At 36.6% G+C, this 25,074-nt stretch carries 20 protein-coding genes; 5 read left to right on the top strand and 15 right to left on the bottom strand.

From position 1 onward, the window contains the following. Window positions 1-3 precede the first annotated feature (3 nt). The 6 genes from P9M13_00920 to P9M13_00895 all read right to left on the bottom strand — a co-directional run bounded on the left by P9M13_00920 (window position 4) and on the right by P9M13_00895 (window position 7,025). Window positions 4-1,182 (bottom strand): nucleoside-diphosphate kinase, encoded by a 1,179-nt coding sequence (locus P9M13_00920; protein ID MDP8261849.1) that lies wholly within the window; start codon window positions 1,180-1,182, stop codon window positions 4-6. Between the two features lie 189 nt (window positions 1,183-1,371). Continuing rightward, a complete protein-coding gene (locus P9M13_00915) occupies window positions 1,372-2,403 on the bottom strand; it encodes a hypothetical protein (protein ID MDP8261848.1) in 1,032 nt (343 codons plus the stop codon). A gap of 4 nt (window positions 2,404-2,407) precedes the next feature. Beyond that, window positions 2,408-4,651 carry a DUF4340 domain-containing protein gene (locus tag P9M13_00910; protein MDP8261847.1) on the bottom strand — a complete coding sequence of 748 codons (2,244 nt, stop codon included), beginning with the start codon at window positions 4,649-4,651 and terminating at the stop codon, window positions 2,408-2,410. After that, on the bottom strand, window positions 4,648-5,751 hold the full coding sequence (locus P9M13_00905) for an aminopeptidase (GenBank protein MDP8261846.1): 1,104 nt from the start codon (window positions 5,749-5,751) through the stop codon (window positions 4,648-4,650). Before P9M13_00905 ends, P9M13_00910 begins: the two co-directional genes overlap by 4 nt. A gap of 93 nt (window positions 5,752-5,844) precedes the next feature. After that, on the bottom strand, window positions 5,845-6,744 hold the full coding sequence (locus P9M13_00900) for a hypothetical protein (GenBank protein MDP8261845.1): 900 nt from the start codon (window positions 6,742-6,744) through the stop codon (window positions 5,845-5,847). A gap of 29 nt (window positions 6,745-6,773) precedes the next feature. Continuing rightward, the gene (locus P9M13_00895; protein MDP8261844.1) at window positions 6,774-7,025 is read right to left on the bottom strand and encodes a hypothetical protein; all 252 of its coding nucleotides are present in this window, start codon (window positions 7,023-7,025) and stop codon (window positions 6,774-6,776) included. A gap of 133 nt (window positions 7,026-7,158) precedes the next feature. Between P9M13_00895 and galT the strand changes: the two genes are divergently transcribed. Then, the gene (gene galT / locus P9M13_00890) at window positions 7,159-8,163 is read left to right on the top strand and encodes a galactose-1-phosphate uridylyltransferase (protein MDP8261843.1); all 1,005 of its coding nucleotides are present in this window, start codon (window positions 7,159-7,161) and stop codon (window positions 8,161-8,163) included. Between the two features lie 4 nt (window positions 8,164-8,167). Here galT and P9M13_00885 read toward each other — a convergent pair whose 3' ends face one another. From P9M13_00885 to P9M13_00865, 5 genes are read right to left on the bottom strand one after another with little or no spacing between them, the layout of a single operon-like run. Further along, the gene (locus P9M13_00885; protein ID MDP8261842.1) at window positions 8,168-8,359 is read right to left on the bottom strand and encodes a hypothetical protein; all 192 of its coding nucleotides are present in this window, start codon (window positions 8,357-8,359) and stop codon (window positions 8,168-8,170) included. After that, entirely contained in the window at window positions 8,356-9,933 is a 1,578-nt protein-coding gene (locus P9M13_00880) for a sodium-dependent transporter (GenBank protein ID MDP8261841.1), read from the bottom strand. Before P9M13_00880 ends, P9M13_00885 begins: the two co-directional genes overlap by 4 nt. Before the next feature lie 49 nt (window positions 9,934-9,982). Continuing rightward, window positions 9,983-10,996 carry a glycosyltransferase family 2 protein gene (locus P9M13_00875; protein ID MDP8261840.1) on the bottom strand — a complete coding sequence of 338 codons (1,014 nt, stop codon included), beginning with the start codon at window positions 10,994-10,996 and terminating at the stop codon, window positions 9,983-9,985. A gap of 8 nt (window positions 10,997-11,004) precedes the next feature. Next, window positions 11,005-12,042 (bottom strand): hypothetical protein, encoded by a 1,038-nt coding sequence (locus tag P9M13_00870; GenBank protein ID MDP8261839.1) that lies wholly within the window; start codon window positions 12,040-12,042, stop codon window positions 11,005-11,007. 21 nt (window positions 12,043-12,063) lie between these two features. Further along, complete coding sequence (locus P9M13_00865; GenBank protein MDP8261838.1) at window positions 12,064-12,330, bottom strand: hypothetical protein; 267 nt, start codon at window positions 12,328-12,330, stop codon at window positions 12,064-12,066. A 177-nt stretch (window positions 12,331-12,507) separates the two neighbouring features. Between P9M13_00865 and P9M13_00860 the strand changes: the two genes are divergently transcribed. Genes P9M13_00860 through P9M13_00845 form a run of 4 tightly spaced genes read left to right on the top strand, consistent with a single transcriptional unit; the run spans window position 12,508 to window position 18,676 of the window. Then, window positions 12,508-13,359 carry a hypothetical protein gene (locus P9M13_00860; GenBank protein ID MDP8261837.1) on the top strand — a complete coding sequence of 284 codons (852 nt, stop codon included), beginning with the start codon at window positions 12,508-12,510 and terminating at the stop codon, window positions 13,357-13,359. Next, window positions 13,359-15,716 (top strand): alpha-(1->3)-arabinofuranosyltransferase family protein, encoded by a 2,358-nt coding sequence (locus tag P9M13_00855; protein ID MDP8261836.1) that lies wholly within the window; start codon window positions 13,359-13,361, stop codon window positions 15,714-15,716. The genes P9M13_00860 and P9M13_00855 overlap by 1 nt, the downstream gene beginning before the upstream one ends. A gap of 2 nt (window positions 15,717-15,718) precedes the next feature. Continuing rightward, a complete protein-coding gene (locus P9M13_00850) occupies window positions 15,719-17,215 on the top strand; it encodes a radical SAM protein (protein MDP8261835.1) in 1,497 nt (498 codons plus the stop codon). Between the two features lie 12 nt (window positions 17,216-17,227). Beyond that, a complete protein-coding gene (locus P9M13_00845; protein MDP8261834.1) occupies window positions 17,228-18,676 on the top strand; it encodes a radical SAM protein in 1,449 nt (482 codons plus the stop codon). Here P9M13_00845 and P9M13_00840 read toward each other — a convergent pair. From P9M13_00840 to P9M13_00825, 4 genes are read right to left on the bottom strand one after another with little or no spacing between them, the layout of a single operon-like run. After that, window positions 18,630-21,047, bottom strand: a complete 2,418-nt coding sequence (locus tag P9M13_00840; protein ID MDP8261833.1) for an alpha-(1->3)-arabinofuranosyltransferase family protein — start codon at window positions 21,045-21,047, stop codon at window positions 18,630-18,632. The two genes, P9M13_00845 and P9M13_00840, sit on opposite strands and share 47 nt — an antisense overlap. Next, window positions 21,044-22,843: a hypothetical protein gene (locus P9M13_00835; GenBank protein MDP8261832.1), complete on the bottom strand. Its 1,800-nt coding sequence runs from the start codon at window positions 22,841-22,843 to the stop codon at window positions 21,044-21,046. The genes P9M13_00840 and P9M13_00835 overlap by 4 nt, the downstream gene beginning before the upstream one ends. A 10-nt stretch (window positions 22,844-22,853) precedes the next feature. Continuing rightward, the gene (locus P9M13_00830; protein MDP8261831.1) at window positions 22,854-23,630 is read right to left on the bottom strand and encodes a methyltransferase domain-containing protein; all 777 of its coding nucleotides are present in this window, start codon (window positions 23,628-23,630) and stop codon (window positions 22,854-22,856) included. 16 nt (window positions 23,631-23,646) lie between these two features. Further along, window positions 23,647-25,074, bottom strand: a complete 1,428-nt coding sequence (locus P9M13_00825) for a glycosyltransferase (GenBank protein ID MDP8261830.1) — start codon at window positions 25,072-25,074, stop codon at window positions 23,647-23,649.

Below are 25,074 nucleotides of genomic sequence, written 5' to 3'. Positions count from 1 at the left end.
TTTTTATGTGGTTTTGTAAAATTCTTCTATTTCTTTTTTAAATGTATTGTCTTCAATTCTTATTATTTTCATTTCACGCAGTGCATTATACATTGAGTCAGACGCATGCGCGGTATTTACCATGATATTTGATCCAAACTCTCTTCGAACAGTTCCATGATCAGCTTTTTTGGGATCCGTTGTACCTAAAATACTCCTGATTTTTGATACTGCGCCAACACCCTGATACACTAAAGCAAGACACTTCTGAAGCCCCGGTTTTTTCTTCTCTTCAGGATCCATTACTTTCTTCGGGGCTAACCCGGTCATAAATGTAATAATTTTATTAAACTCGTGCTCCGCATTAAGGATATTCAATTCATCTAAAAACGAGTCTTTAGTTTTTTGAGGTATTTCAAAGTCAAATTGGCCTGAAATCGCTGATTCTGCCCTTGAAACAAAAAGGTCTTTTAATTTTGTTTTAAAGACCTCTTGTACCGGACCATAAAACTCATGCGCCTGAGCATAACTCATACGAATCACCTGTGAGGCAATTATGTACAATCCGCTCCTTGAAAGCATATCTACAATATATCCAGCACGACTCGATGGCCCAATAAAATTATCGGGCTTTATGAGAACAAGCGTTGTTTCGGGGGTCTCACTGCCCTGATAGCGAACAACATCATCTAAAAGACCTCCATCAGTATCTGAATATTTAGCCCATAGTTCGAGTGTTTCTTTCGCATTACCACTCTTCGGAATAACCACAACAGCAGGCTCAAAATATTTCACCTTACCGTTAAAATCAATAACATAATCACCGTAGGTATCTCGTATAGTTTCACCCGCAACAGATTCTTTGGTTATACTTCCAATGACTTCAGATCGTATTTTTTTTATCACATCATCACCTTTAAAAAGAAGCACCATTAAACGTCCCTTAGCTCCGGTGACTCTGTTTTGGGCGTAATTATCCTGTATATACTGTATTAATAGATCAACAATTTTAGCACCATCTTTTGTACGGTCCTCATCAACGATCTTACAGTACTCATCAACAAGTTCTTGGCTTGGAGAAAACATTCGAGCAGCAACTAATTCATAGGTCCCACGCGAGAGAAGACGTGAAATAACACCACCGGTTCTTGACTTCGCCAGCGTATATTGATTAATAATTACAAAACCCAACTCTTCCGCCATAAAATTAATCCTTATCGTAAACAATATGTATTAGGTCTCAACTGAAAACTTATGATGAGAAAATATGTATAAACATCAAACACAACGAGCTTTAATATAAAGTGTAGGTTGAGATTAAACACTAACAATGAGGGCATGTCAAGGAAAAATACTACCCCTAATAGGCAGGCTATCAAGCATCTACAGCATTTATGCGGGGTTTTTGGACGACTGAACTTTTAACAATTTATTGAGCAAGGGTTCAACATTATTTAATTTTATCTTCACAATAACAGCATTGCCCCTCTTCACAATACGATAAGTGCAACCAATATTATCAACCAACATCTTTCGTTTAAAAAATTCTGCCATAAATCGTGCGTCAACAACAATCTTCTTGAGACTTTCCTCGTTTTTTCCTTGAAATAGAATTCGTGCGTTTATGGCGTTTTTATTGACAATATCAAAAAAGATGCCCAAAAACTCTATCACATCACCCGAAAGCAAAAGCGGTATCCTTAGAACTTCTTCTCTTACACGAATAAAATTTGTAAAATAACCACTTTTGTTATCAATATAAAAATACCCGTCATCATTCTTATCAAGATTGCGAAGAAACTCAGCATAATTTTTCTTTTGAGACCCAATAATAGCTCCAGGGAGCGAACGCGTTTTCGCTTCTTTCACAATACCGTAGTTACTGCCAATAATAACGCGGTTTTTAAAAAATGCGTACGATGATATTTCCCCTCTACTTTCACGAAGCTTACTGTATAGAATACCTTCATCATCCTTACGTATATCACTATCATCAAGCCATGTATCTAAAAGCGCTTTAATAATACCTTGCTGCAAACCTTTTTCATCTTTTCGTTCTTTAATATTTAATTTTAAATTAACATTCTTATATTTAAAGGTAACACTCGCATCCTTTTCGCTCATATCACCGATTGCGAGATATGTCGGCTTTCCTTTTTCATCAGGAATCAGACCCAGCGCAATTTCATCAAATTCCAATACATTAAAATCTTCAACAACTGTTCTGGCATCCGCCCCAAGCTTCTCATTTAAAAACCACTTCTTATACTTATCTAGTATCGCGTGTATACCAGGATCATCACTTTTCACTTTTAGCATGAGCACACACACCGCTTTTTCCGGAAGAGTATATGAGGGTGATTCCGCCTGAGCAATGCCAAGACTGAGCGCATAAACAAGTATACTAATAATAATTTTTTTCATTCGTTTACTCTTCTTCTGGTAAAGATTCAGTTTGAGATGGTTCATGAACAATATCTTGTTTAATTATTTTCCCATCGCGATATATTTCTTTATAATCAACTACCCCATCATTGTCCTGATCAACATCCGCACCAATGATCTGGCCGTTACTGTCTACACTATATACTTTTGTCATATCAGCAATACCATTTCCGGACACATCAATTTCTAATTTATCTTGCTGTCCGTTTTTGAAATATGTCCAACTGTCCATACTCCCATTCCTATCGGTATCATTTTCTTCTGTTACAATATTTCCCGCAACATAATAGGTAATCTGATCTGGCGTTCCATCATTGTTATCGTCAGTTTCAATCTTTTGTATTTCACCCTGCCCATCATAGATATAATTACTTATACTATCGGGAATACCGTCATCAGTAATATCTAACTCCATTCTAGTCTTTTTTCCGTTATCAAAATAGGTCCACGTATCCATTGTGCCGTCATTATTAGAATCGGCTTCAATGACATATACACTTTTCAATAAATTCTTATTGGCCCGATTAACTTGGTCGGCATCAATGAGTAGTATTTCCCCTTTTTGTTCCATCATCCCATAATATGATTGATCATCATACAATGCGCTAACAATTAAATTCTCTTTTACACCATCATGGTTGATCGTTACCGTGAGCAGTGGCACGTCAAAACCATAATCCACTGTTTCATTTTCAGCAACAAACCCTTGCACCGAAAGCTCCTTAAAAAGATCCAGTAAATCATCCACCACTCCCTGAGTGATTTTACCCTTAAGGGGAGAAACCACGTACCACTGACCGTCTATCTTTTCGGCATCTACTTTCTTTCCCTTTCGGGTTATTGAGAATGAAGCGACCTTACCGTGGTCTTTCACATGAAAGATCTGCTTGGTCCGATAATACGCAATATCACTGGACAAATACTCCATAATATCTTCTTTTGTCTTACCTATACAATTATGGTAATCATCCCGCAAAAAATAGACCGCATTATCAATGATTTTCCCAAACGCAAGGGTAATCGCATTATTCACTTTCACCATAAATTGCACTGGCACCAAACCATCATCATGGGCAACATTTTCACTATAATGAACAAAATCAGTAATAGAATTCGCTGTAAGATGTTCTACAAGTTTCGAAATTAATTCGGTCTTTAATTCAACTTTTAGATCTCCACTGACCTGCCACGTATCATTAACCTTTTGAAGAGTAAAAGAATGTTCATTATTACCAATGCTCAGTGTATTGACGTCCTGCTTATTATAGGAAATAAGTCGTGCATCAACAAAATCAGTTACTGAACGGCCAAAACGTTCAAAAAGTTCATTTTTTACAATATATCCATCTTTGCCAATAAAAATATAGGTATTCTCAAGATTACCTTCAACAGGTTTCCCAAATAAAATATTATAGCGGCTCTTTTTACCATTTTTATCCATTTCCATCAACGTCAGTTCATTTTCTTGCCCGCGTTTTCTGTACAGTTTCTCTATCTTTAATTCTCTCTTTATAAAATCCTCGGCTTCAATATTTTTAATTGACCGTATGAAACGAGCCATTTTTTTCTGATCACACACTATTGTTACTGGTGTTGTCATATACCATTTCTGACCTTTTTTCTCGAAACGAAACTGCTTGAACCGAATACGAACAAGATCCTCTGCGTGAAGACGCAACACTACTTTACTGCGCAACGCTTTTAGGTCAATATCAATGCGAGGATAATCGGCACTGGGCAAAAGAAGAATGTCGCTGCGGTCTATCCATTTTACAAAAAACCCATCATTTTCTTTCGATTTTTTTCCGACAAGCAGGGTTTTTTCTCTATTCGAATTATTAAAAAACTTCCACACAATATGCGGTTTATCAAGACCATATTCGGACAACAAAACAGGTAATTCTTCACCATCTTGACGAATAGTTTTCTTTATTTTTATATTTTCAAACAAATCAAATACTCCACCAAGAACTTTTTTATCAACCGACCCATATATGGGCGACTTAATTTTAAATGTTCCTCTTTTCCTTTTTTCTGCAACCACAATTGTATCGTCTCTTAACAATTCGAATTTTCTAATCTCTTCACGATCAAATGGCATGGAATCCGCTTTTACCGGTTCCCTATATAATACAGGCATTCTTGACGGCGCTTCCCTCATAGAATCGTAGAATAAAAATCCTATTATAAGCGCCAGTAATGTGAGTACAATTATTTCTCTTTTCATACAAACTTACCGTTTTTCTGAAAAACGCGCCCATCAACATGAAATTCTCCACCGTCACGTAAATCCTTGATCATATCCCAATGCAGAGCAGATTTATTCTTTCCGCCTGTTTCTGTGTACGATTTTCCAAGGGCAAGATGTATACTTCCCCCGATCTTTTCATCAAATAATATGTTTTTTATAAATCGATCAATACCATAATTTGTCCCTATCCCTAATTCACCTATACGTTTAGCACCAGGATCAATATCAATCATTTTCTTGAGAAAGTTTTCATTAGAGCCTGCACGCGCTTCTATTACTTTTCCATTCTTAAAACGCAAAAACACATCTTTTATCTCATTTCCTGATAAACACACCGGATACGTAAAATGGATATACCCGTTAGCAGAAGTTTCAACCGGTCCGGTAAACACCTCGCCACATGGCATATTTCTGTGACCGTTGCTATTAATAAACTTTCGCCCTGCTACAGATAGAACAAGATCGGTATCTTTTGCCAGAATTCTTACTTCACGCGCCTTTGCCAATCCTTTAATTATTCGGTCTTGCCTTTTCGACAATGCTCGCCACTCACCAACAGGGTCAGGCTTATCCGCAAAAAGTGCTTTCATGACAAACTGCTCGAAATCAATTCGTGACATACCCGCATCTTGAGCATAGGCTGATGTGGGAAAAAGTGTTAGTGTCCAGCGCACTCTTTTCATTATTATATCGCTTATGTGTTTACGCATCTGTCGGGTAAGAGCTATCTTTGCTGGATCAATTTCTGAAAGACATTTAGTGTTTGATTCACTCTGCACATATATCGCAGCATCTATGTGCTTAGCTTCATAAAGAGCTATATCACTTACATGCTTGAGCTGATCATCATTTGCATGAGTATAAAACATATGTTCCGCCTCAGGAATGGTCATACGCACAAGAGGATATGCCCCATGCTCTAACACCCTTTTATACAATGCACTCAGTAGCGGTTCTGCCTGTATCGATCCCGATAAAAGCACTGTTTCTTTCGGCTTGATTTTAGCAGAATAATCGCATAAGACATATGCCATTTTTTCATATGGCGAAAGACTGCATAACGATATCTTTTTCATATCCCTCCTACTGTAAAAAAATGGAGAAAAGATCAAACTATAATTGCTTATACACAATTGATCTTTTACTCCATACCTGTCTGCTTATATCATTTAATCCAAAAACGCTTCAACGTTAATGAAGGCATTGTTCAACTTTTCTACAGACTCATCCTTGGTCTTAGAGACACCGCTTGTTATATCGGTGCTGACATTCTTAACGGCTTCCGTAACACTGTCTAACGCTCCCGCGCCATTATCTCCCGCCTTTGAACTTATATTAAAGAGACCGTTTAATACTATCTTAAGTTCGCTTTGTGCAGGTATTACCGCGCCTTTTTGCACATAATAAATGGCATTCTGAAGACCGATTCGTATCTTTGACGCTTCAATATTATTATATAGTCCATCAAGTCCCTTATGGATATTTGCGATTTCAGCTAAAGCAACATCCGCTGATCCATCGACAACAGCTCTTTTTGCCTTCACAATATGTTCTTGAGTTTTCTGATAATTAACATGTGTCCCGGTATTATTAATGAGATCCTTTGCAGCTGAAATCGATTTTTTTGCTGTTTCACTAGAACCTTTAGCTATATCCTGTTGCGCCTGATTAATATATGCCCTCAATTTTTCCATTGTATCGCTACTATATCCCTTCATCTTATTTACTTCACGAAGCGCGTCATCTAAGGAATTATTAGCATGGGCCATCGCATTTTTTCCTATAAACACCTCCGCATCTTGTAACAAGGAATACACTTTTTCAAGTGGTAAGCTTTTCCCTAAAAGACGCACATCTTTTTCCAATATATTAATGCTCGTACCTGCAAGCCGAAGACTTCCCTCTGAGACTTCCCGGGATGCCATTTCAGCACTTGCGATCGCGCCTTGAATCATATCACTGATTTCGTTCTTTTTATAATGTGTATTCTGCGCATTTACCGGTGAAGAAAATACCGCAATAACAACAGCACACACTAGAACACATACACATATATGAACCTTCTTCATCAATCCTCCTTTGCTGCTCACACCATTGATTAAAAACCAAATCTCTTTCTTTTATGAAGATTATCTCGCCTTTTTTGTTTTATAAGTCTCTTTTTTTTCTTACTCTCGAATTTTTTTCTTTTATGGATCTGTCTTTTACGTTCTGCATGCTTAGTGTTTGCGCTTCTGTTAAATTTGCGAATCCCTGAAGAAGATGCTGTTTCATTAGCGAAAACATAAGACATAAAACCGCTCGCAATGATTACTAAAGCAATAATAAAAGATATAACGCATTTTTTCATATATTAAAGTCTTCCTTGTACGCTAGATTGTACATTGGCAGGAAGTAGAACGTCAAGTGAAATTGGTAAACACTTACACCTACTTGTAGAAGTAAGTATTATAGTGATACGGTATATACAAATGGAGAAAGATATGCCTGAATTACGACAGAATGTTGCCACGCGTGAATGGGTCATTATTTCTACAGAACGTGCTAAGAGACCGGAAGACTTTAAAAATAAAAAAGTTAAAAAAGATGTTCCTTCACATATTGACTCCTGCCCTTTCTGTACGGGAAACGAAACTTTAACGCCACCGGAACTATTCAGAATCCCTGATAATGCTCCATCATGGAGTGTGCGTGTAACACCAAATAAATTTGCTGCACTTACAGATGTTGGGAATAAAGATGTATGGAAACTAAACGGTATTATGTCAAAAGCAAACGGTGTTGGTCATCACGATGTCATTATAGACAGTCCGCGCCATAATGGTTATATCCCCACACTTACTTCAACTGACATGAATAACCTTTTCAGTGCTTATGTAAGGAGATTTAAAGAAGTTTCACAGGATCCCCGTACCGAGCATGTTATTATTTTTAAAAATCATGGGAAAAATGCAGGAACTTCTTTAGAGCATCCACACACACAGATTGTCGCGTTACCGGTTGTCCCTTCACATGTCAGACAACGAATAGAAGAAGCAATGCAGTATTATGATAGTCACGGGCAATGTGTATTTTGTACTATACGTGATGAAGAATTAAAACTTTCAGATCGCGTCATTCATGATAGTGAACATTTTACCGCCCTTGTCCCCTACGCGGCTTACAGTCCTTTTAATATATGGGTAATTCCGAAACGGCACGCTGCGTCATTTGGGGATATTTCCCAAAATGAAATATCTGATCTTGCAAAAATAATGAAAATCATTATAAGTAAATTACATTTTGGATTAGATGATCCCGATTACAACTATATAATCAGGACTGTACCGGTTGGCGGATGTAACAGTAAATACTTCCACTGGTATATTGACATAGTCCCGCGGCTGACAAAAATGGCAGGTTTTGAGTTAGGTACGGGTATGTTTATTAATGTATCTCTACCAGAAGAAAATGCTGCGTTTTTACGATCAGTAAAGATACCAGATTAACCACCTAATCTTCACTATGAGGTTGTTTTTCTTCCGCAGCTTGTTCGAGAGATGCAATTATTTCTTTTTCCTTTTCAATTTCTGGTGCTTTCTCTTCGTCTTCTTGTGCTCTAAAAAGCTCTATTATACAAAAAATACCTAGTCCGATTATTAATATCCAGGCCGACACCATAAAGATTATTCCAGAAGTTGTCATTCGAGTCTCCCTGCCGCTTTATGCAGTTTCCATGCCACTTTAATTAAAACAAATCCAACCATAACAAGTGCAATTATCAAAAACCGTGCTAACCACAGATACGGAACATTTTCTGCAGGCACATTCTTCATAAGAAGAACATCAATTCCTGACTGACAAAACCAGGCTACTAAGAGAATGAGTAAAAATAACGGCGTTACATATTTAATTATGTAGTAGAAAATCTTATGCACTTTAATATCTGCGCCAAGGTTTATTTCGTGCCACCCTCTCTCCATACCGAAAATCCATGCAAACATTATTGTTTCAATGAAGGCAAACGCAACGAGACCAATAGTTCCTGCCCAAAAATCAAGTTCGTCAAGAAAACCATATTTCAGGAAAAATACCACCATGCTACCCCCTATAAAAAGCACCGCACCGACACAATTTGCGGCTTTACGTAGAGGAATTTTTAATTCATCCTGCAGAAATGCTACTGCAGGTTGTGATAATGCAATAGATGAGGTAATACCAGCGAGAAAAAGCAGGAAAAACCATAAAAAGCCAAATATGTTTCCTAAATACAACTTCTGAAATATGAGCGGCATCGCCTGAAACCCTAGATCAAATGATCCGCTACTTGCTATAGCCTGTGTTTCACTTACACCAAAAAAAGCTACCGCAACAGGTATAGCAATAGACCCCCCGATAATAACTTCGGTAAATTCATTAAGTGTCCCTGACGATAAACCTGAAAGAGCGATATCGTCTTTTTCTCTGAGATAACTCGCATATGTCTGAATAGCACCAAAACCGATACTCAAAGTGAAAAATATTTGTCCCGCAGCAGCAATCCAGCAGGAACTATCTTTCAGCCTGCTAAAGTCCGGGTTCCACAAAAAATTAAAACCACTCCACACACTCCTTTCAGGGAATGCTGGATCTGGGGTTCCAAGAGTAAAAACTCTCACCACTAAAACGATCGCAAAGAAAAAAAGTATCGGCAAAGCAAACTTTGCGCATGTTTCAATACCTTTCACGACACCTTTTCGCAAGATATGCACATTGATAATAATAGTAATGATAAAAAAGATGTATGCAGTCCAAATACTTGAAAAATGGGTGCTGGGAAATTTACCCTGATAACTTGATAGAAACGATCCCATAGCTTCACGGGTTTCAACCCCTTGGAATTTATTGAACAATGAAAATATACTGTATGATAGTGTCCACGACTCAATATAATTATAGTAAATACAAATCAATATCGGCATGACTATGCCAAGCACACCAACATATTTTATAAACCTGTTATGCCACATACGGTAAAATATGCCCGGTGTCGTTCCATGTTGATATCGTCCGCCGAACCGCCCCATACTCCATTCGATCCATATAAGGGGTATCCCCAAAAGGAGAAAGGCTATAAAATAAGGTATCATGAATGCGCCACCGCCATTTTGCGCGGCTTTAACGGGAAAACGCAAAAAGTTCCCAAGACCTACGGCATTACCTGCCATAGCAAGGATAAGCCCGATACGCGTAGACCAGAACTCTCTGGTATGATGATGTTTTATTTCTTTTTTATCCATCTGTTTTTTTGTCTGTGGTCTGTGGTCTCTTGTCTGGTGTCTTTATTATTTACTGGCTCCAATTTTTTCTATCCATCTCTTTAACTTGAAACAGACTTGTTATTTTTGTTGTACCATAATACCACAAGGTCAATATGCAAAAAAGTGGATGTAAAAACCATGCTGGGTCATGTTTTCTTGAATATCCGATACATGCTTGGATCACAACAGGACTAATAAGAACTGTATAAATAATAAATTTCGCGAGCCGTAGATAACTGACACTGTTCCATGGATATTTTCTCACACCCAGTTTCGCGTAGTACAGGTAATCTTTCACCCTACGTTTTTGCTTTCTAATAAATGTCTTTATATCCCCGCAGAAAAGATGGATGATACCGGTTTTAACCTTGGCAAATGTTTTAAACCCTTGTGTGTAGAGCTCATAAATAACATCTATATCAAACAGATAATCGGTTATCCCGCATGTATCTAGAGCAGATTTACGAACCATGAAACCATTTGCACCAATAGTGGGAAACTTCTTTTCATTAAAAAAAGAAATCTTTATATAGGAACCCATATCCGTTTCATGCAAGGGCACTTCGGTCCATTTACCCGTAATAAGGTTTAAACGGTCATAATTGCCGAGAAAAAGACAAAGAGGGTCATTCATACCCATTAATGCAGAATAACGGGTTATCGCCCCATCAGTCCTTCTATATGTATATTCTATGGGTTCGGTACCGGTAATATCACCGTCAGCGTAGGGTTCAGTCATCTTCCTTAGCCAATCAGGTGAAGGAAGAATATTGTCAGAATCGACAAATGCAATAATGTCATTTTTTGCGTGTTTGTATCCGGCGGCTTTTCCGGCCTCACCTGTTTTGAGAGGATTTGGTACAATAGTTTCTGTAAACCCCCTGGCAATAGCAACCGTATCATCAGTTGACCCAGCATCTGCAATGATAACTTGAACCATATCTTTTGGATAGTCCTGAGAGACGATAGAATCAAGACACAGTTTGAGCACTCTACCTGAGTTGAATGTAGGAATAACAATCGATATTGAAGGATAATCCATTACGCTTATCACTTATCCGTTATAGTTTTTTCCTTCTTAAACTTTCTATAATCCTTAATAAACTTCAGTATTGCACCGATAAGAAGCAAAACATAGGCAATATTAGCAAATATTTCAGCATCGCGTGCAGCAAGAAGATGCGAATCAGTTATGGGAAAATACGGATAAATAAGACTCGGGAGGGGTATCAAAAGTATCAAAATAAGACCAATAATAATCATCGCATTAACCGGATTATGCACAACTTTCTTGCAAATTAATACAACCCCGCTCACAAACGCTTTTCTATATGCAGTCAAAATATATATGACAATTTTCGACAGCACGCTAAAAAAGATAACGATAAACCAGAAAAACTGACTCGTGAGCACAAGATAATACTTAGTAAAAAAAGAGCTAATAAAAAGACTAGATAAAACTACTATAGGAAAAACATATGTCCATAAATCAATTGAAATAAGTTTTTCTTTAGGAAGCCCGCTGTAAGAGAGTACTTTAAGGGAAAACACACTCGCTAACATCAGTACCAGAAACCCGATTAACCAACCCCACAAACTCCCTTGTAAGATACTCTCAATATTTCTAGGAATGAGAGGTGATAATTTAAATAATATAAACAGGTTGCTTTGAACAGCTTTACGCCGAGAATTCTTTAATGTCAGCCTATCAACTGCAGCATACTCTTCCTTGTTATTTTTCAATACCCGCACGCGATTAACACCTGGTTTTACCATTCCAACAGGGAGCAGGACCCTCAAATCGAGTACACCATTACCAGTTTTTGAACGCAGATTTTCAACAAGTCTATCGTTAATATATATTTTGACATCTTCGGACGCGTGTAAATCACTTGATTTATACTTTAAATAATACTGATCGAGCACATCCGGCACGGTATAAGTTATTTGGCCCTTAAACTTACTCAGTTCTTTATCTATATCATATTCTGTAAAACTGTCCAGCGCAAGCAGATGGAATAATACTGAAAAAACCAAACCAAATATTGCCGAACCGATTATCATTTTCATAACACATCTAGAATTCATTATCACCTCATTATTATTAGATTATTCAATGAGAACAGGTTGATCTTGTTCTTTAATTTTAGAAATGTTATCATCATTGGCTTCTTCCCTCTCAACCGGTGAAGTCTGCGAATGATCACAGTAATTATCTCCATTCGTATCAACATACCTCTCACATCTACCCGGGTATGGGTCATATTGCAAACCAAAGGGGCAATCTTCCCATGCATAAGCGAACCCGTTTGTAAGAATGACGAACACAAAAATAAAAAAAATAGTTAGAGCTCTTCTTGCCTTATTGAATTTCATTTACTATTTCCACTATCTTTTTGGATGACTTAATGTATTCCATTAGGTACAATTTACCGCAAAAAAAGAATACCACTAAATATCTTAATTATGAATAAAAAACTTTATTACTATATCATATTGGTTTCCACAAACATAGTGTTCATTGCGCTGTATTTTCTCTGTATGTCGACACATATGATTGATCACTTTCCGCTGATAGATGAGACTAAAACAATGTCGTCTGCTACCAACGATATTACATATACGCTCCCCTATAAGGAACCTTATTATCTTAAGCTTCGCATGAACACCAACAAGAAACTAGCTACACCAAATCTATCTATTAACAGCTATGCCCTCCATCCACTTTCAACAAAAATAAAAAAAGATAAAATACTCTATAAATATTATATTCCAAAAGAAGCTGTTATTGACGGAGAAAACACCCTCACTCTACATGATAGTCCTCATAAAGAGCGGATATTAATCCCGACCTTTACTATTAAGAATTATCGCTCAAAGCCAGTCTATGGCATGTTTGTTATTGATAACAAATCACATTTTTATCTCAATAAAGACACACGAATAGCACCCACAAAAAAAACACTTATAACCGCAGTCCTCTTTTTAATCTGCATATCAATCTGTGTGTATATTTTTACGGCCATACTTGGATTACCGCTATCACATATTACTCTTTTGTATTGCACATGCGTTTTTCCCGTTATTCTTTTTTACGTGATTATCATGATTTCATCGTCAGTATCACATTACACGATACTTTTATTGCCCAATTTCTATATGATCCCATTTATTAGTATTTATTTATTATGTTTTTATCCACTGTGGAAAAAGATACGTAATATAGTTTTCTTTAAAAAAATGCTCATATGCTTTACATACACTGCCTTAGGGTGCATGATATTCCTCATCCTTGGCTTAACAACAATTTCGCAATTCTTTGCAAACGTTTCATTTGTGGTTTTAGGCATTGCCGTCCTTATTGCTTTTTGGAAAAACGTAAAAGGAGTAATTACCATACACTGATGAATATCATACCCACACAGAATAAAAAAATACTGCGAGACATAATTATACTTATTTTTGCGTCCCTTATCCCCCTTCTTTGGTTCAAGAAAGGGTGCTTTATAGCTGGTGGAGATATTGCTGCATATATTGATCTGTCTAACTACATAAAGTTTCTCCCCTACGCATGGGATGAACAGGTCATGGCCGGAAGGCATAATTTTGCAGTACACTTCTTATTACCTTACGGAGCATTTTGGTATCTATTAAAATCGTTCTCCATCCCCCTTAACATCATTCAACAACTATGGGCATGCGTAACGCTTTTCATATCAGCTCTTTCAATGTATTATCTAATCAATCTATTTACTAAAACCAGCAAATCCACTATTGGTACACTCCTGGGCGCTTTGTTCTATATAATTAATCCGTTTGTTGCCAACACTCCACTTATTGTCCAATACAACCTCGCACCCATTTATATGTTCACCCCTCTCATCCTTGCCTTTTTCATTAAAGGACTTCATAGCAAAAATACTTCAGAAAATATTTTTTTTGCATCTCTCATTGCCTTGACCTCGCTACTATTTGCAAGCGCAAGTCTCAATATCACGCATCTTTTTGTCCTTATAGGTATCCTTTTAGCATATCTAATATTTTATCTGGCTACTAACAGAAATCGTTTTGTATCCGCATGTATATTCATTGTATTGTGCGGAATTTTATATACAGCAGTAAATTTTTGGTGGATTAGTGTTTCTTTCACAAAAATGGTAAGTATGAGCAACACCGTTTCTGCTTCACACAAGGGATGGGAAGTGCTTAATGCAACCCATCTTTCCGATGCTTTCCGGCTTCTGGGATCATGGGCTTGGAGAGTTGGGCACAGAGACATGCCTTATTTCCCATACGCATATGTCTACGATAGCTGGTACTTCCTCATCTTAGAATGGGGTCTTGTTATCTTTATCTTTTCCGCTCTTTTTGTACAAACAAAAAAAAGCGTATTTCCAGCACTCCTTGCACTAATTGGTCTTTTTCTCATGAAAGGTGAAACCGGACCATTTGGTTTTTTTTACAAGTATGCTTGGAATTCTCTGCCGGGATTCTGGATATTCAGGGAGCCATTCGCAAAATTCGCCGCCATTGTTACCCTCTCATACGGTCTTCTTTTAGGTATATCATGCTCGTACTATTTCGACACACTAATGGAATGGGTTAATAAAAGCTCAGTTGCTTCAAGGAAATACATTTCTCCATTAAAGCACTCTTTTAAAACGATTTTTCCAGCAATAATCATTACCGTAATATGCCTGCTCTCCTTTCCGATGTTCACCGGAGAGTGTATTTGGGATCACTACAATTATGAAATGAGATCTCTACACGCAAAAGTTCCCCAATATTGGCATGATGCAAGTAACTGGTTTGAAGAAAATGATCCTGACGCACGAATATTACCTTTACCCAAAACAGGGTATGGCAAATCATGTTTTAACTGGGAATCAGGTTTTACAGCAGAATGCTCACCGGTAAAAAACCTTTTCCCTAACCCCCTTATCTATTATGAAGATTTTCCCCACAATGAATATCAAGCGTATCTTAATAACATTTTCTCAATCACTGAAGCGGAAACATCCCGTCACGCTTCGGATATCCTGAGACCTCTTGGGATAACTTATGTCGTTCACCAAAAAGATGTTGATTGGAAGTTCACTTGGCCTGATGCAATCTCGCACGATATGCTTTCGGAAAGATTATCTCAGGACACAGGGCTTAAGAAAATAACTTCATTTGGAAAACTAGACATCTATAAAGTCACTCAATCATTACCTCATATCTATTCTACCCCAGAAGCAACAGTAGATAAGAATACTAAAAACTCATTATTTACACTCAAACCATCGCTTCTAAAAAAAGCTCCTTATATTTTTCTATCTGAGGAACAACGAGCACCGGAACAATCAAATTTTACCACAATAGATACATCATATCCAATCAAGATGGTAACAAAGATCAATCCTTCACGGTATATAGTTGATATTGATGCCCACGCGCCATTCTGGCTAATCTTTGATAATACATACTCCCTTGAGTGGCATGCATACATAGACCAAACGATCTCACATTCAGACTTTTTTAAAAAGAGAGTTTTTTTGGATACATTCATACATAAAAATACGTGGACCCATGTAGTCGATCATTATGTTATTAATGGCTACGCAAACGGTTGGTGGGTAACAAAACCAGGTATATACAAAATAATAATTCAATACGGACCGCAATACACTTTTGAAGGAGCACTATACATTTCTTTTACAGCCATTATTATCTTGATAGTATTTCTTCTAACATATTTTCCCACAAGGAAAACAAAATAAACATGCAAGTAACCCTCATATCACCTTATTTAGAAATTTACTCAATTGGTTTGAGAACATTTTCATCAATCCTAAAACGGAGGGGAATTCCTGTACGCATGCTTTTTTTGCCCCAGAATTTTCACTGTCATTTTATCGAAGAAAATCTTAAAGAGATAACCAATCTTGTAAAAGATTCTGATCTGATCGGGATTTCACTTATGTCAAACCAACTCGGTCGTGTAATTCAACTTACTAAAGCATTAAAAGCAAATACAAAAGCATTTATTATATGGGGAGGAATACATCCTTCAACGTGCCCTGAAGAATCTCTTCAACATGCTGATGGAATATGTATTGGCGAGGGTGAAGACGCTTTTACGGAATTAGCCATAGCACTCAAAGACAACCAACCCACAGAATCAATAAAAGGACTCTGGTTTAATAAAAACGGAACCATCATAAAAAATGAGATACAGCCTTTAACGCAAAATATCGATTCTTTCCCCTACCCTGATTACGCATACAAGGAACAATATCTTCTAGATGACGGACATATACGCTTATTCAATGATAATTATTTCAAGAAACATTTTTCAACCATATATCTCACACTGACATCACGTGGCTGCCCGTATAGTTGCGCATATTGCTGTAATGACGCACTCAAAAAAATATACCACAAAGAACCAAAGCTGTACCGAAGGCGAAGCCTTAATAATGTTATCGAAGAATTGCTATGGGTTAAAAAACATATTCCATTTATCGAAAGAATCTTATTTGAAGATGATCTCTTTTTGGCAACATCGGATGAAAATATAGCCGCTTTTTGCAATATCTATACCGATAAGATTAATCTTCCTTTTACTGTTGCAGGTATAACACCCTCAACGATAAACGAGAAAAGACTCGTGCAACTGCTTGATGCTGGTATGTGTTATGTACGTATGGGAATACAAACAGCGAGCGCAAGCACGGCTAAACTATTTAACCGAAATTTTGACATAAAAAAGACATACGAAACGATCATGCTTTTTAATAAATATAAAAACCGCATCAAAGCCCCTTATTTTGACTTTATACTCGACACCCCTTGGGAATCTATTGACGATAAAATTGAAACTCTCACCTTTCTAGCATCAATGCCACAACCCTATAAAATGAACTTATTCTCTATGACCTTCTATCCCGGAACCGCGCTATACGAAAAAGCAAAAAAAGAAGGTTATATTGAAAATGCTGAAAATCAAATATATTATAAAAATTACACTTTTTTAAAACATACCTGCGCAAATGCGCTATTTTATATATTATATTGTAATTCTTATCTTCCACTGAGCATAAAAAAACTATTGTTGCAAAAAAAAGTAATTCTTTTTTTAGACAAATATGAAATTTTAGGTAAAATTATATTCTTAGCTGCTAAAGGGCAGTACTTGTGTATAGAGGCCCTAAAAGATATAATGAGCGGTAAATTCTGGCGTATAGCACGCTTTTTTGAAATTCGTAAAAAATCTTAACCATGAGCGATTATGTTTAAAAAGATATTACTCCTATTTCCAAAAAACAAACTTGATAAGATACCACCTCTCTATCCACCTTTGGGTATTGGTTATCTATCGGAGAATCTATCATCTAAGAACATATCTCATGAAGTGCTTGATATGCGTCTGGGACACACACACAGCGACCTTATTAATACTATAAAAAGATTTCAGCCTGATCTGATTGGCATCACCATGATGACATTCTCATATACGGAAAACTACGCACTTTTAAATAAGCTCAAGTCACTTTTTCCAAAAACAAAGATAGTTGTTGGCGGAGCACATGTTTCAGCAATAAGAGAAAAGATACTTACAGAATGTCCGAGCATCGATTATGCTGTCTTTCAAGAAGGAGAGGAAACACTTCTTGAATTATGTACAAATGATAATACAAAAGAAGTAAAAGGTATTTATCATAGAGATACAGCTACAGGAGAAACTGCTTTTACCGGGCATCGCCCCATGATGAATGATTTCAACAGCATTCCCTATCCAAAATTTGAGAAGTTTGAGCTTGAAAAATATATTACTGATAAGATCGCAATCCTCACATCAAGGGGCTGCCCTTATGAATGTACCTACTGTGCTGTAGGAACATCTATTGGTGGAAAATTTAGACCAAAAACACCTCATAAAGTTATCGAGGAACTTTCTTTTTGGACACAAAGAGGATATACAAAGTTTGACTTCATCGACGACAACTTTACTCTCGATGCAAAACGTGCAAAAGAAATATGTTCAATGATAAAAGATGCACATTTTGGACCTCTCCTTCTTGAATGTTCCAGCGGAATACGAGCAGACAGAGTTGACAGAGAACTCCTTTCAGCTATGCGTAAATCAGGTTTTTATGCAATATCTATTCCTGTAGAAAGCGGCTCAAACAAAGTATTGAAAGCCATAAAAAAAAGCCAGGATATTAGCAAGGTAGATGAAACTATAAAAAATGCGTGTGAACTAGGATTTGATATTACTCTCTTCTTCTTGATTGGAAGCCCTACAGAAACTCAAGCCGATCTGGATTTATCAGTACAATTGGCTCAAAAATATCCAGTCTACGATATTTGTTTTCATAATCTTGTCCCCTTTCCGGGGACAGAGCTGTACAAATGGGTAGAAAAAAATAATTACTTTCTTATTCCACCAGAGATATACCTCAACAGTGCATCCCTCACATCAGATCAGCCATATTTCCAAACACCTGAATTCTCGAAAGAAGAACGAATAAACGCTTTAAGGGATACAAAAAAAATAAAAATCAGCGTGCAATACAAAGCTTATTTAAGAAAATACAAAATTTTTGGCATCCTGGCACCAATCTTAGCCTATTTTACTTCTATCACATCAATCCAGCTCTTTTTGGCAAAGATTAAACCACTGAGGAAACTCATAAAATCTTTTTTGCAGAACGAGCACAGATCATCTGAAACATAAAAAACAAGCACACTATACCACAAACCCATGAAATGATTTTTCCCACTTCATAGTACCCCTGAGGGATATATTCAATAACAACGCTATATTGCCCTGTTTGATTAATATACCACCCATTTGCAAAACCATTAATCATTTCGTGTCTTTTTGCTATACTGGAGGTACTGCCATAAAAGATCATATCCCTGAGTACTGACCCTCTCATAATACTCATATTCTCTGACATAGATATTCTTGCTTGCCATCCAGGATTAAATGACTCATTAAAAACTATCCAGTACGGCTTTTGTGCTTTAACGTTTACAACATATTTAACTGGATTTATTCTTACAATTTTTTTAATAGGATTAAACGATTTTGCTGTATCCCCCTGTGTCATATTTGGTTGCTTGCCAAAAACAAACGGAGCGCTTAAAAGATCAGCTTTATTTATGCTAAAAACATCCTTTTCTTTATCGTTAATAAACGTCATGGTATCTGCAGCATATATAATTGGTAAAGCGCTGTCAATTTCATAAAGATCCAATTTCCCAAAGGTCATCAAAGGTTTTATTCCTTCCATATTATTTAAAATGGATGTAATTTTTTTATGGGGAATTGCATCATCATAGGTAAACTGCCACGAAATATCATTTTGTTGCAGAATATATTTAACCCCTAACAACCTCAAATAATCAGCCGCATGCATACCTTTATTTTTATAGATTATCGGTATTACTTTATTAAAGAGACCATGCGCACGTGTAATCGGAAAATCTGTCCAATATGCTAGCTGATTCGGCAAAAATGAGATTGCAGCAGTCGTTGCTGATGTAAAACCAGATTCCCAATCATATGCGGCTTTTGCATAACCTGTTTTAGGCAATAAGAACACCCTTGCGTACTGGTCATTATCTTCAAACCACTTTCCCAATCGAGGCCAATATTCAGGCACCTTAACATGCATTGATCGTATATTCATATTATATTGATCCCAAATTATTTCACCAGTAACAGCGGGATAGCAATTAAGCAACACCATTGATACAATCATAAGAGGAAATGTCATGACAATAGATCTTTTGACATGCTGAAACACGCGCGCTCCTCTTGAATCGTCGCATGACCTACTCCAGTTTATAATTTTATCGTAGATAGCGTTAACGGATATTCCAAAAAGCAGTGATAGTGCAAATACATTTATATGAGTAAATTTAGACCAGGGCTCCCGAAACACCCACAACCCATAAATATTCTTCCAGAAATATTCATACAAGCCCCCCCCGGGGCCGTTTGCACCTTTAACGAGAAATAATCCGCACACAAGAAGAAGTGCGGGGAAAAGTGCCTGTCTTTTCTTCATGACAATCGCCATAATCGCAAGCATGATTATCCCATAACTTACCAGAAGCATTCCCCATGAATCGTAATGCTGATGAAAAGGGAAATAATATAGGTCTAAATGTTTATGATCCCATGCCCAAAAACCAAGCAGTCTAAAGGCATCATTTAAATGTGTAGCACCAAGCAAATGCCATCCGCTTCTAGTACTCTGCACAACATCGCTTATTTGCACCATCTGATAGAAAGAACCAACAATCCACCAAATGTTAACACTCACATATAAGAGACCACTGACAAGAATAAACGATATATCACCTAATATTTTCTTAGACGTAAAAATAAAGTGATATATTGTCAGTACGATTACAATGACAAAAAAGGCTGCAACATGTGGCATATTCACATTCGTATGGGTATATAACATGCTTGAAAGAGCGCACAGTGCTGCATATCCGTATCGCTTTTTATTACTTTCAGATGCAAGTCCTCTCGACCAAAAACTCAGGGTAAGAGGGCCAAACATATAAAGCGGGGCCAAATTGTATTGAACAATCAATGGGGCGACTACAAGAAAGAGATTATAAGTGTAAAAGATTCCTGCAAACAAAGGAGCGCAACTTTTGTTATCTTTTATAAATCCTCTAACAAAAATATACATCGAAACTGCTGAAGCAAAGAATGTCATAAACACCCATAGCTTTTCGATGCTAATCATGTGTACTCCAAGCTTTTTTAATATAAGCCAGAAATAACCTATCGGAAGAGAAAATGTTGTATGAAGACAGGGTTCGCCGGCGGCTATTCTCTCAGACCATGCCCAAGGAAAAAAACGCATCAGATTAGAAATATCAAGGTACTGAGCAACATCCCCACTCGCTATGAAACACCCTTCTTTGAACCAGAATAATGGTATAAGGGAGAGAATAAATAAAATGAATATATCTCTTATATTCATTGAAGACCAGAGATCACAGACTACAGACCACAGACCTTTTTTGTCATGTGATTGTGACGTGCTGTCTAATTTTAGGTTTGATTGATTATTCATATTCTCTTTTTATGTAGAATGATTATTGATATGCCTATTCCGATCAATGAAACAATAATTCCTAAAATAAAACTATACGGAAAATATGTAAGAGTTATGCTTCCAATCCCTTTAGGTACAGTAATACCTATAAGCCCATTATATGAAAATACCTTCAAAGGACTATCTCCGTAGGCATGCCATCCCTTATAATAGTTTTGATTAAGTATCAGAATATCTCCAATGGCAATATCGTAATTAATACATATTTTATTTGGTGTAAATTTTTCTATAGATGCCTTTCCAATTTGCCCGGAAAAATATACCTCCCCCTTATATCCCTCATCAACTATGCTCTTTGCTGCAAGATCTATCCTTGCCGGACGCCAAAACAACAGGTTACCATGACCTTTTAAAAAGGTAGGCAACAACTTTTCTGTTTTCTCCTGAACAAAATTTCCTTCAGCCGCCACCTCCTTGAGTTTATTCGGAAAACATCTTATATAGTACCAACCATGACTGGTAAGATCTGCCAAAACAAATAAAACCACTAATCCAAGAAGTACATTTTTTAACCTGGAATACTCAAACTTTGACAAATAATATCCTATTATCAATGCCCCAATAAAAACAATAATAATCACATTTCTAACGGTTATAAACTGATTATTATATACAGGAAGGTGTTTTATTAAATCCCAAAGATCAAACCATGCCCCCCTACCAAATGAGATAAAAACAAACACTATGAGAGTCAAAATCAAGGGCCAGTATTTTTTGTAACTCTTGACCGCGCCAATAATTAATATTAACAATGGAATTATCCCGATATACGCTAAAAACTCCTGTCCGACAAAATTTGGTGACGGTAAATGGTACCATTTACCGTAAAAACCTCTATCTAGTAAAGATATCAACAGCGTCCAATACGGCACATAAGGAAGAACCATATGACTTGCCCTTCGAGGATAATCATCCATAAACTGCAGCATAGGAACTAATTTGATCCCGCTGATTAAAACTGAAACACCCGCAATAAACACCAAAATAATTATTGGTTTGAAAGTTTTACTTCTGATTGATTCAAATACCGAATAAGCAATCAAGAAACTACATATCATAGTTAGATTATGCACACCGCCTTCAAACAATAGCAGTGATAAAACAATCGCACACCAGACAATGTTTTTTCTGTTTACAAAGCTTTTCAAATAAAACAAAAAAGCCCACGGGAGCCATACAATTGTCATCCATGGAAAATAACCCAGATTTAAATGATTTGACAGATAACTATTAAATGCAAATATAATTGCCGATAAAAAAGCCGGTAAAACCTTAAAATTCAGATACCGGCAGAGCGCATACATTCCACAAAGACCAATAAAATAATATAACACTATCTGTATTTTTATACCTATCACGGTTCCAAATATCAAAACCGGCAGATAAAGAGGAGATAAAAATGGAGATTCAGGATGTGCCAGCATTACATTCCCCCCGCCGGAATATGGGTTCCATAAAGGGATCTGCTTATGCTCAAGAATAGTCTTGTTTATAACTGCATTTATCGTTTGATAAGATTCTCCATCGCCACATGAATAATTATTTATATTCTCAAAATTTGGTGATACATATATAAAAGAAAGGACAAGAAAAAGCAAGACAAGAAATACTTCTCTTTTTACAAACTTCCTGTATGGGCCATCAACAGATAATGACACAACAGAATTGATTGATTCCTCTTGAAAAACGCACATCAAATATTTTGCAAGGTTTATCACTCTTATTTTTGTTTTGAGAATTGCATTATTATTCATATGTAAGACGCTATTTAATCTTTCGAATCTCTATCGTTAAAAACATACCAATGTATTTATTCAAAGGAGCCATAAGCTTTTCAAAATATCTTATGCAATTATATGTACAAGAAGGCAATAACTGTCGCATTGTAACACCGCCGCTTATCAAATACCTAATAGGTGTATGAGTTTTTATTTTCTGGATACGTAATGCGGAATATTTTTCTTCATATATCTTTCTATCCCTAACAAAAATTATCCATGGAAGTGCCCCATTTGCTGAAAACAAAGGATTACTTGATGCAGAATGCCAATTTGCTTTAATATCGAAGTTCTCCTGATGGAATTTACTATAAATAAATCGACTCCAGATAGTATTGGCGGGCTCTATCATTACTATCTTTCCTCCTATCTTGAGAGATCGACACAACTCATCTAAGCACATTTCAACGTTGTCTATATGATGTAGCACGTCAATCATAATATAAACATCAACCGAATCCTTCTTAAAAGGAATTCTTTCAACAGAAAATTGAAGATCTAAACCTGGCACATGAATAATGTCTGATGTTATTATCTGAGGAAATACCTCTTTAACAAAACCACCCCCACTACCAAGTTCAATTACAGATTTTCCACTACTATCTTTTACTGTTTCGACTAAGTTACGATAAAAATCTCTATACAAAAGATTCAAAAAATGTTTCTTCTTTATAACCTGCGCATACAACAAAGTTGTTTCTCTCTCATCCAAGCAATCAATCTTATTTACTTCCGGAAGTTTTAACCAATCAATAATCTTCATTATATATACAATATATTTAAGAGAACATTTTTAATTTTAAAAAAGCTAATCCGCTCATTCGGAGTAAAAGCCAGCCATGAAAGAAACGTCTTATTTTAATATCACCATAAACTCTGTCTTTATAATGGACAGGCATTTCTACTATTTTCATATTAAGTTTTGATGCCCCAAAAAGGAGATCAAAATCGCCAAATGGATCGAAATCACCAAAATAATCTCTCCCGGCAACGATTCTTTCATAATCAGATTTAAACAAAACCTTTGTTCCGCATAAAGTGTCTTTTATGGGCTGCTCTAATATCCAACTAAACAACATTCCAAAGAATTTATTTCCTAAAAGATTTAAAAACCGCATGGCTTGGCTTTCCATCTGATACACCAGTCTGCATCCGTTAATAAAATCCCCGCGTCCTTCAGACAACGCACAATAAAACTGGGGCAACTCCTCTGGCGGAACAGTCAAATCAGAATCGAGGATCATGAGAACATCTCCTTTAGCAGCAGCAAATCCTTTACGGACCGCATCGCCTTTTCCTTTTCCATCACCCTGATGTATTAATGAAATATCTTTTTTATCTTTATATTTCTCTTTCATATCGTTTATTTTTTCTACTGTCCCATCGGTAGAATTACCGTCAACAAAGATAAGCTCAAAAGATTTACCTATATTAGGTACTCTTTCAACCGCACCTTCAATATTTCCTGCCTCATTCTTCGTAGGGATAATAATCGAACATGAAAATTCCTTTGTATTTTCAACACCCTCATTTTCTTTTTCTCTTGCAACCAGATATATGATCAGACAAAGCTTTTTTATGAATGGCAGCTTTGCAATAAACTTGTTCATAAAAGCTGACAGTATGGGTATATGTTTTGGAAACAATAAATGATATCCTTCTTTAATAACTTCGTAACCGTTTAGATCTAGAAGATCTCTTAAATCCTTGAGAGACAACCAATTCTGATTCATTTGCGGTATTTTCAACTTTAATCTTTCTGCTAGTTTTAAAAACGGTTCCCATAAAAAATTATGATACGTAACAACAACTCTGCTCCTACTATGAGTGATTTTTTTCAATTCCCTAAAGGCCTTCCAGACATCGTTGAGCTCACCGACAAGGTCAGACATCACTATATAGTCAAATTTTCTCTCCAATTTTATATCTTCAGCATCTTGCAGTTCAAATGTATAATTAGGATATTTCTTTTTTGCACACTCCAACATATTCTCGCTAAAATCCACCCCCACTCCTTCAACCGGTTTCAATGTATCAAGAAGCTCTCCGTCACTACACCCAATTTCAACCACTGAGCTTTTCTGTGGAACAAGAAATGAAACTAATCGATTAAGCTCCTGGTGATAATATTTGTTTTTTACTCTCCAAAACTCTCTATCGCGGGCAAATGCGTTGTAAAATTTAATAATGTCTTTTTTTTCGTACAT

Origin of the sequence: Candidatus Ancaeobacter aquaticus (assembly GCA_030765405.1) — a bacterium.
GTDB lineage: Bacteria > Auribacterota > Ancaeobacteria > Ancaeobacterales > Ancaeobacteraceae > Ancaeobacter > Ancaeobacter aquaticus.
Note: the sequence above shows the minus strand (reverse complement) of the source record. Positions and strands in the feature narration are given on the sequence as shown.

Bases quoted from the DNA above. Each gene is read 5' to 3' on its own strand.
- P9M13_00880 (MDP8261841.1), bottom strand. From the start codon at position 9,933: ATGGATAAAAAAGAAATAAAACATCATCATACCAGAGAGTTCTGGTCT.
- P9M13_00855 (MDP8261836.1), top strand. From the start codon at position 13,359: ATGAATATCATACCCACACAGAATAAAAAAATACTGCGAGACATAATT.
- P9M13_00915 (MDP8261848.1), bottom strand. From the start codon at position 2,403: ATGAAAAAAATTATTATTAGTATACTTGTTTATGCGCTCAGTCTTGGC.
- P9M13_00835 (MDP8261832.1), bottom strand. From the start codon at position 22,843: ATGAATAATAATGCAATTCTCAAAACAAAAATAAGAGTGATAAACCTT.
- P9M13_00825 (MDP8261830.1), bottom strand. From the start codon at position 25,074: ATGTACGAAAAAAAAGACATTATTAAATTTTACAACGCATTTGCCCGC.
- P9M13_00885 (MDP8261842.1), bottom strand. From the start codon at position 8,359: ATGACAACTTCTGGAATAATCTTTATGGTGTCGGCCTGGATATTAATA.
- P9M13_00900 (MDP8261845.1), bottom strand. From the start codon at position 6,744: ATGAAGAAGGTTCATATATGTGTATGTGTTCTAGTGTGTGCTGTTGTT.
- P9M13_00830 (MDP8261831.1), bottom strand. From the start codon at position 23,630: ATGAAGATTATTGATTGGTTAAAACTTCCGGAAGTAAATAAGATTGAT.
- P9M13_00850 (MDP8261835.1), top strand. From the start codon at position 15,719: ATGCAAGTAACCCTCATATCACCTTATTTAGAAATTTACTCAATTGGT.
- P9M13_00905 (MDP8261846.1), bottom strand. From the start codon at position 5,751: ATGAAAAAGATATCGTTATGCAGTCTTTCGCCATATGAAAAAATGGCA.
- galT (MDP8261843.1), top strand. From the start codon at position 7,159: ATGCCTGAATTACGACAGAATGTTGCCACGCGTGAATGGGTCATTATT.
- P9M13_00920 (MDP8261849.1), bottom strand. From the start codon at position 1,182: ATGGCGGAAGAGTTGGGTTTTGTAATTATTAATCAATATACGCTGGCG.
- P9M13_00860 (MDP8261837.1), top strand. From the start codon at position 12,508: ATGATTGATCACTTTCCGCTGATAGATGAGACTAAAACAATGTCGTCT.
- P9M13_00910 (MDP8261847.1), bottom strand. From the start codon at position 4,651: ATGAAAAGAGAAATAATTGTACTCACATTACTGGCGCTTATAATAGGA.
- P9M13_00845 (MDP8261834.1), top strand. From the start codon at position 17,228: ATGTTTAAAAAGATATTACTCCTATTTCCAAAAAACAAACTTGATAAG.
- P9M13_00870 (MDP8261839.1), bottom strand. From the start codon at position 12,042: ATGAATTCTAGATGTGTTATGAAAATGATAATCGGTTCGGCAATATTT.
- P9M13_00865 (MDP8261838.1), bottom strand. From the start codon at position 12,330: ATGAAATTCAATAAGGCAAGAAGAGCTCTAACTATTTTTTTTATTTTT.
- P9M13_00840 (MDP8261833.1), bottom strand. From the start codon at position 21,047: ATGAATAATCAATCAAACCTAAAATTAGACAGCACGTCACAATCACAT.
- P9M13_00895 (MDP8261844.1), bottom strand. From the start codon at position 7,025: ATGAAAAAATGCGTTATATCTTTTATTATTGCTTTAGTAATCATTGCG.
- P9M13_00875 (MDP8261840.1), bottom strand. From the start codon at position 10,996: ATGGATTATCCTTCAATATCGATTGTTATTCCTACATTCAACTCAGGT.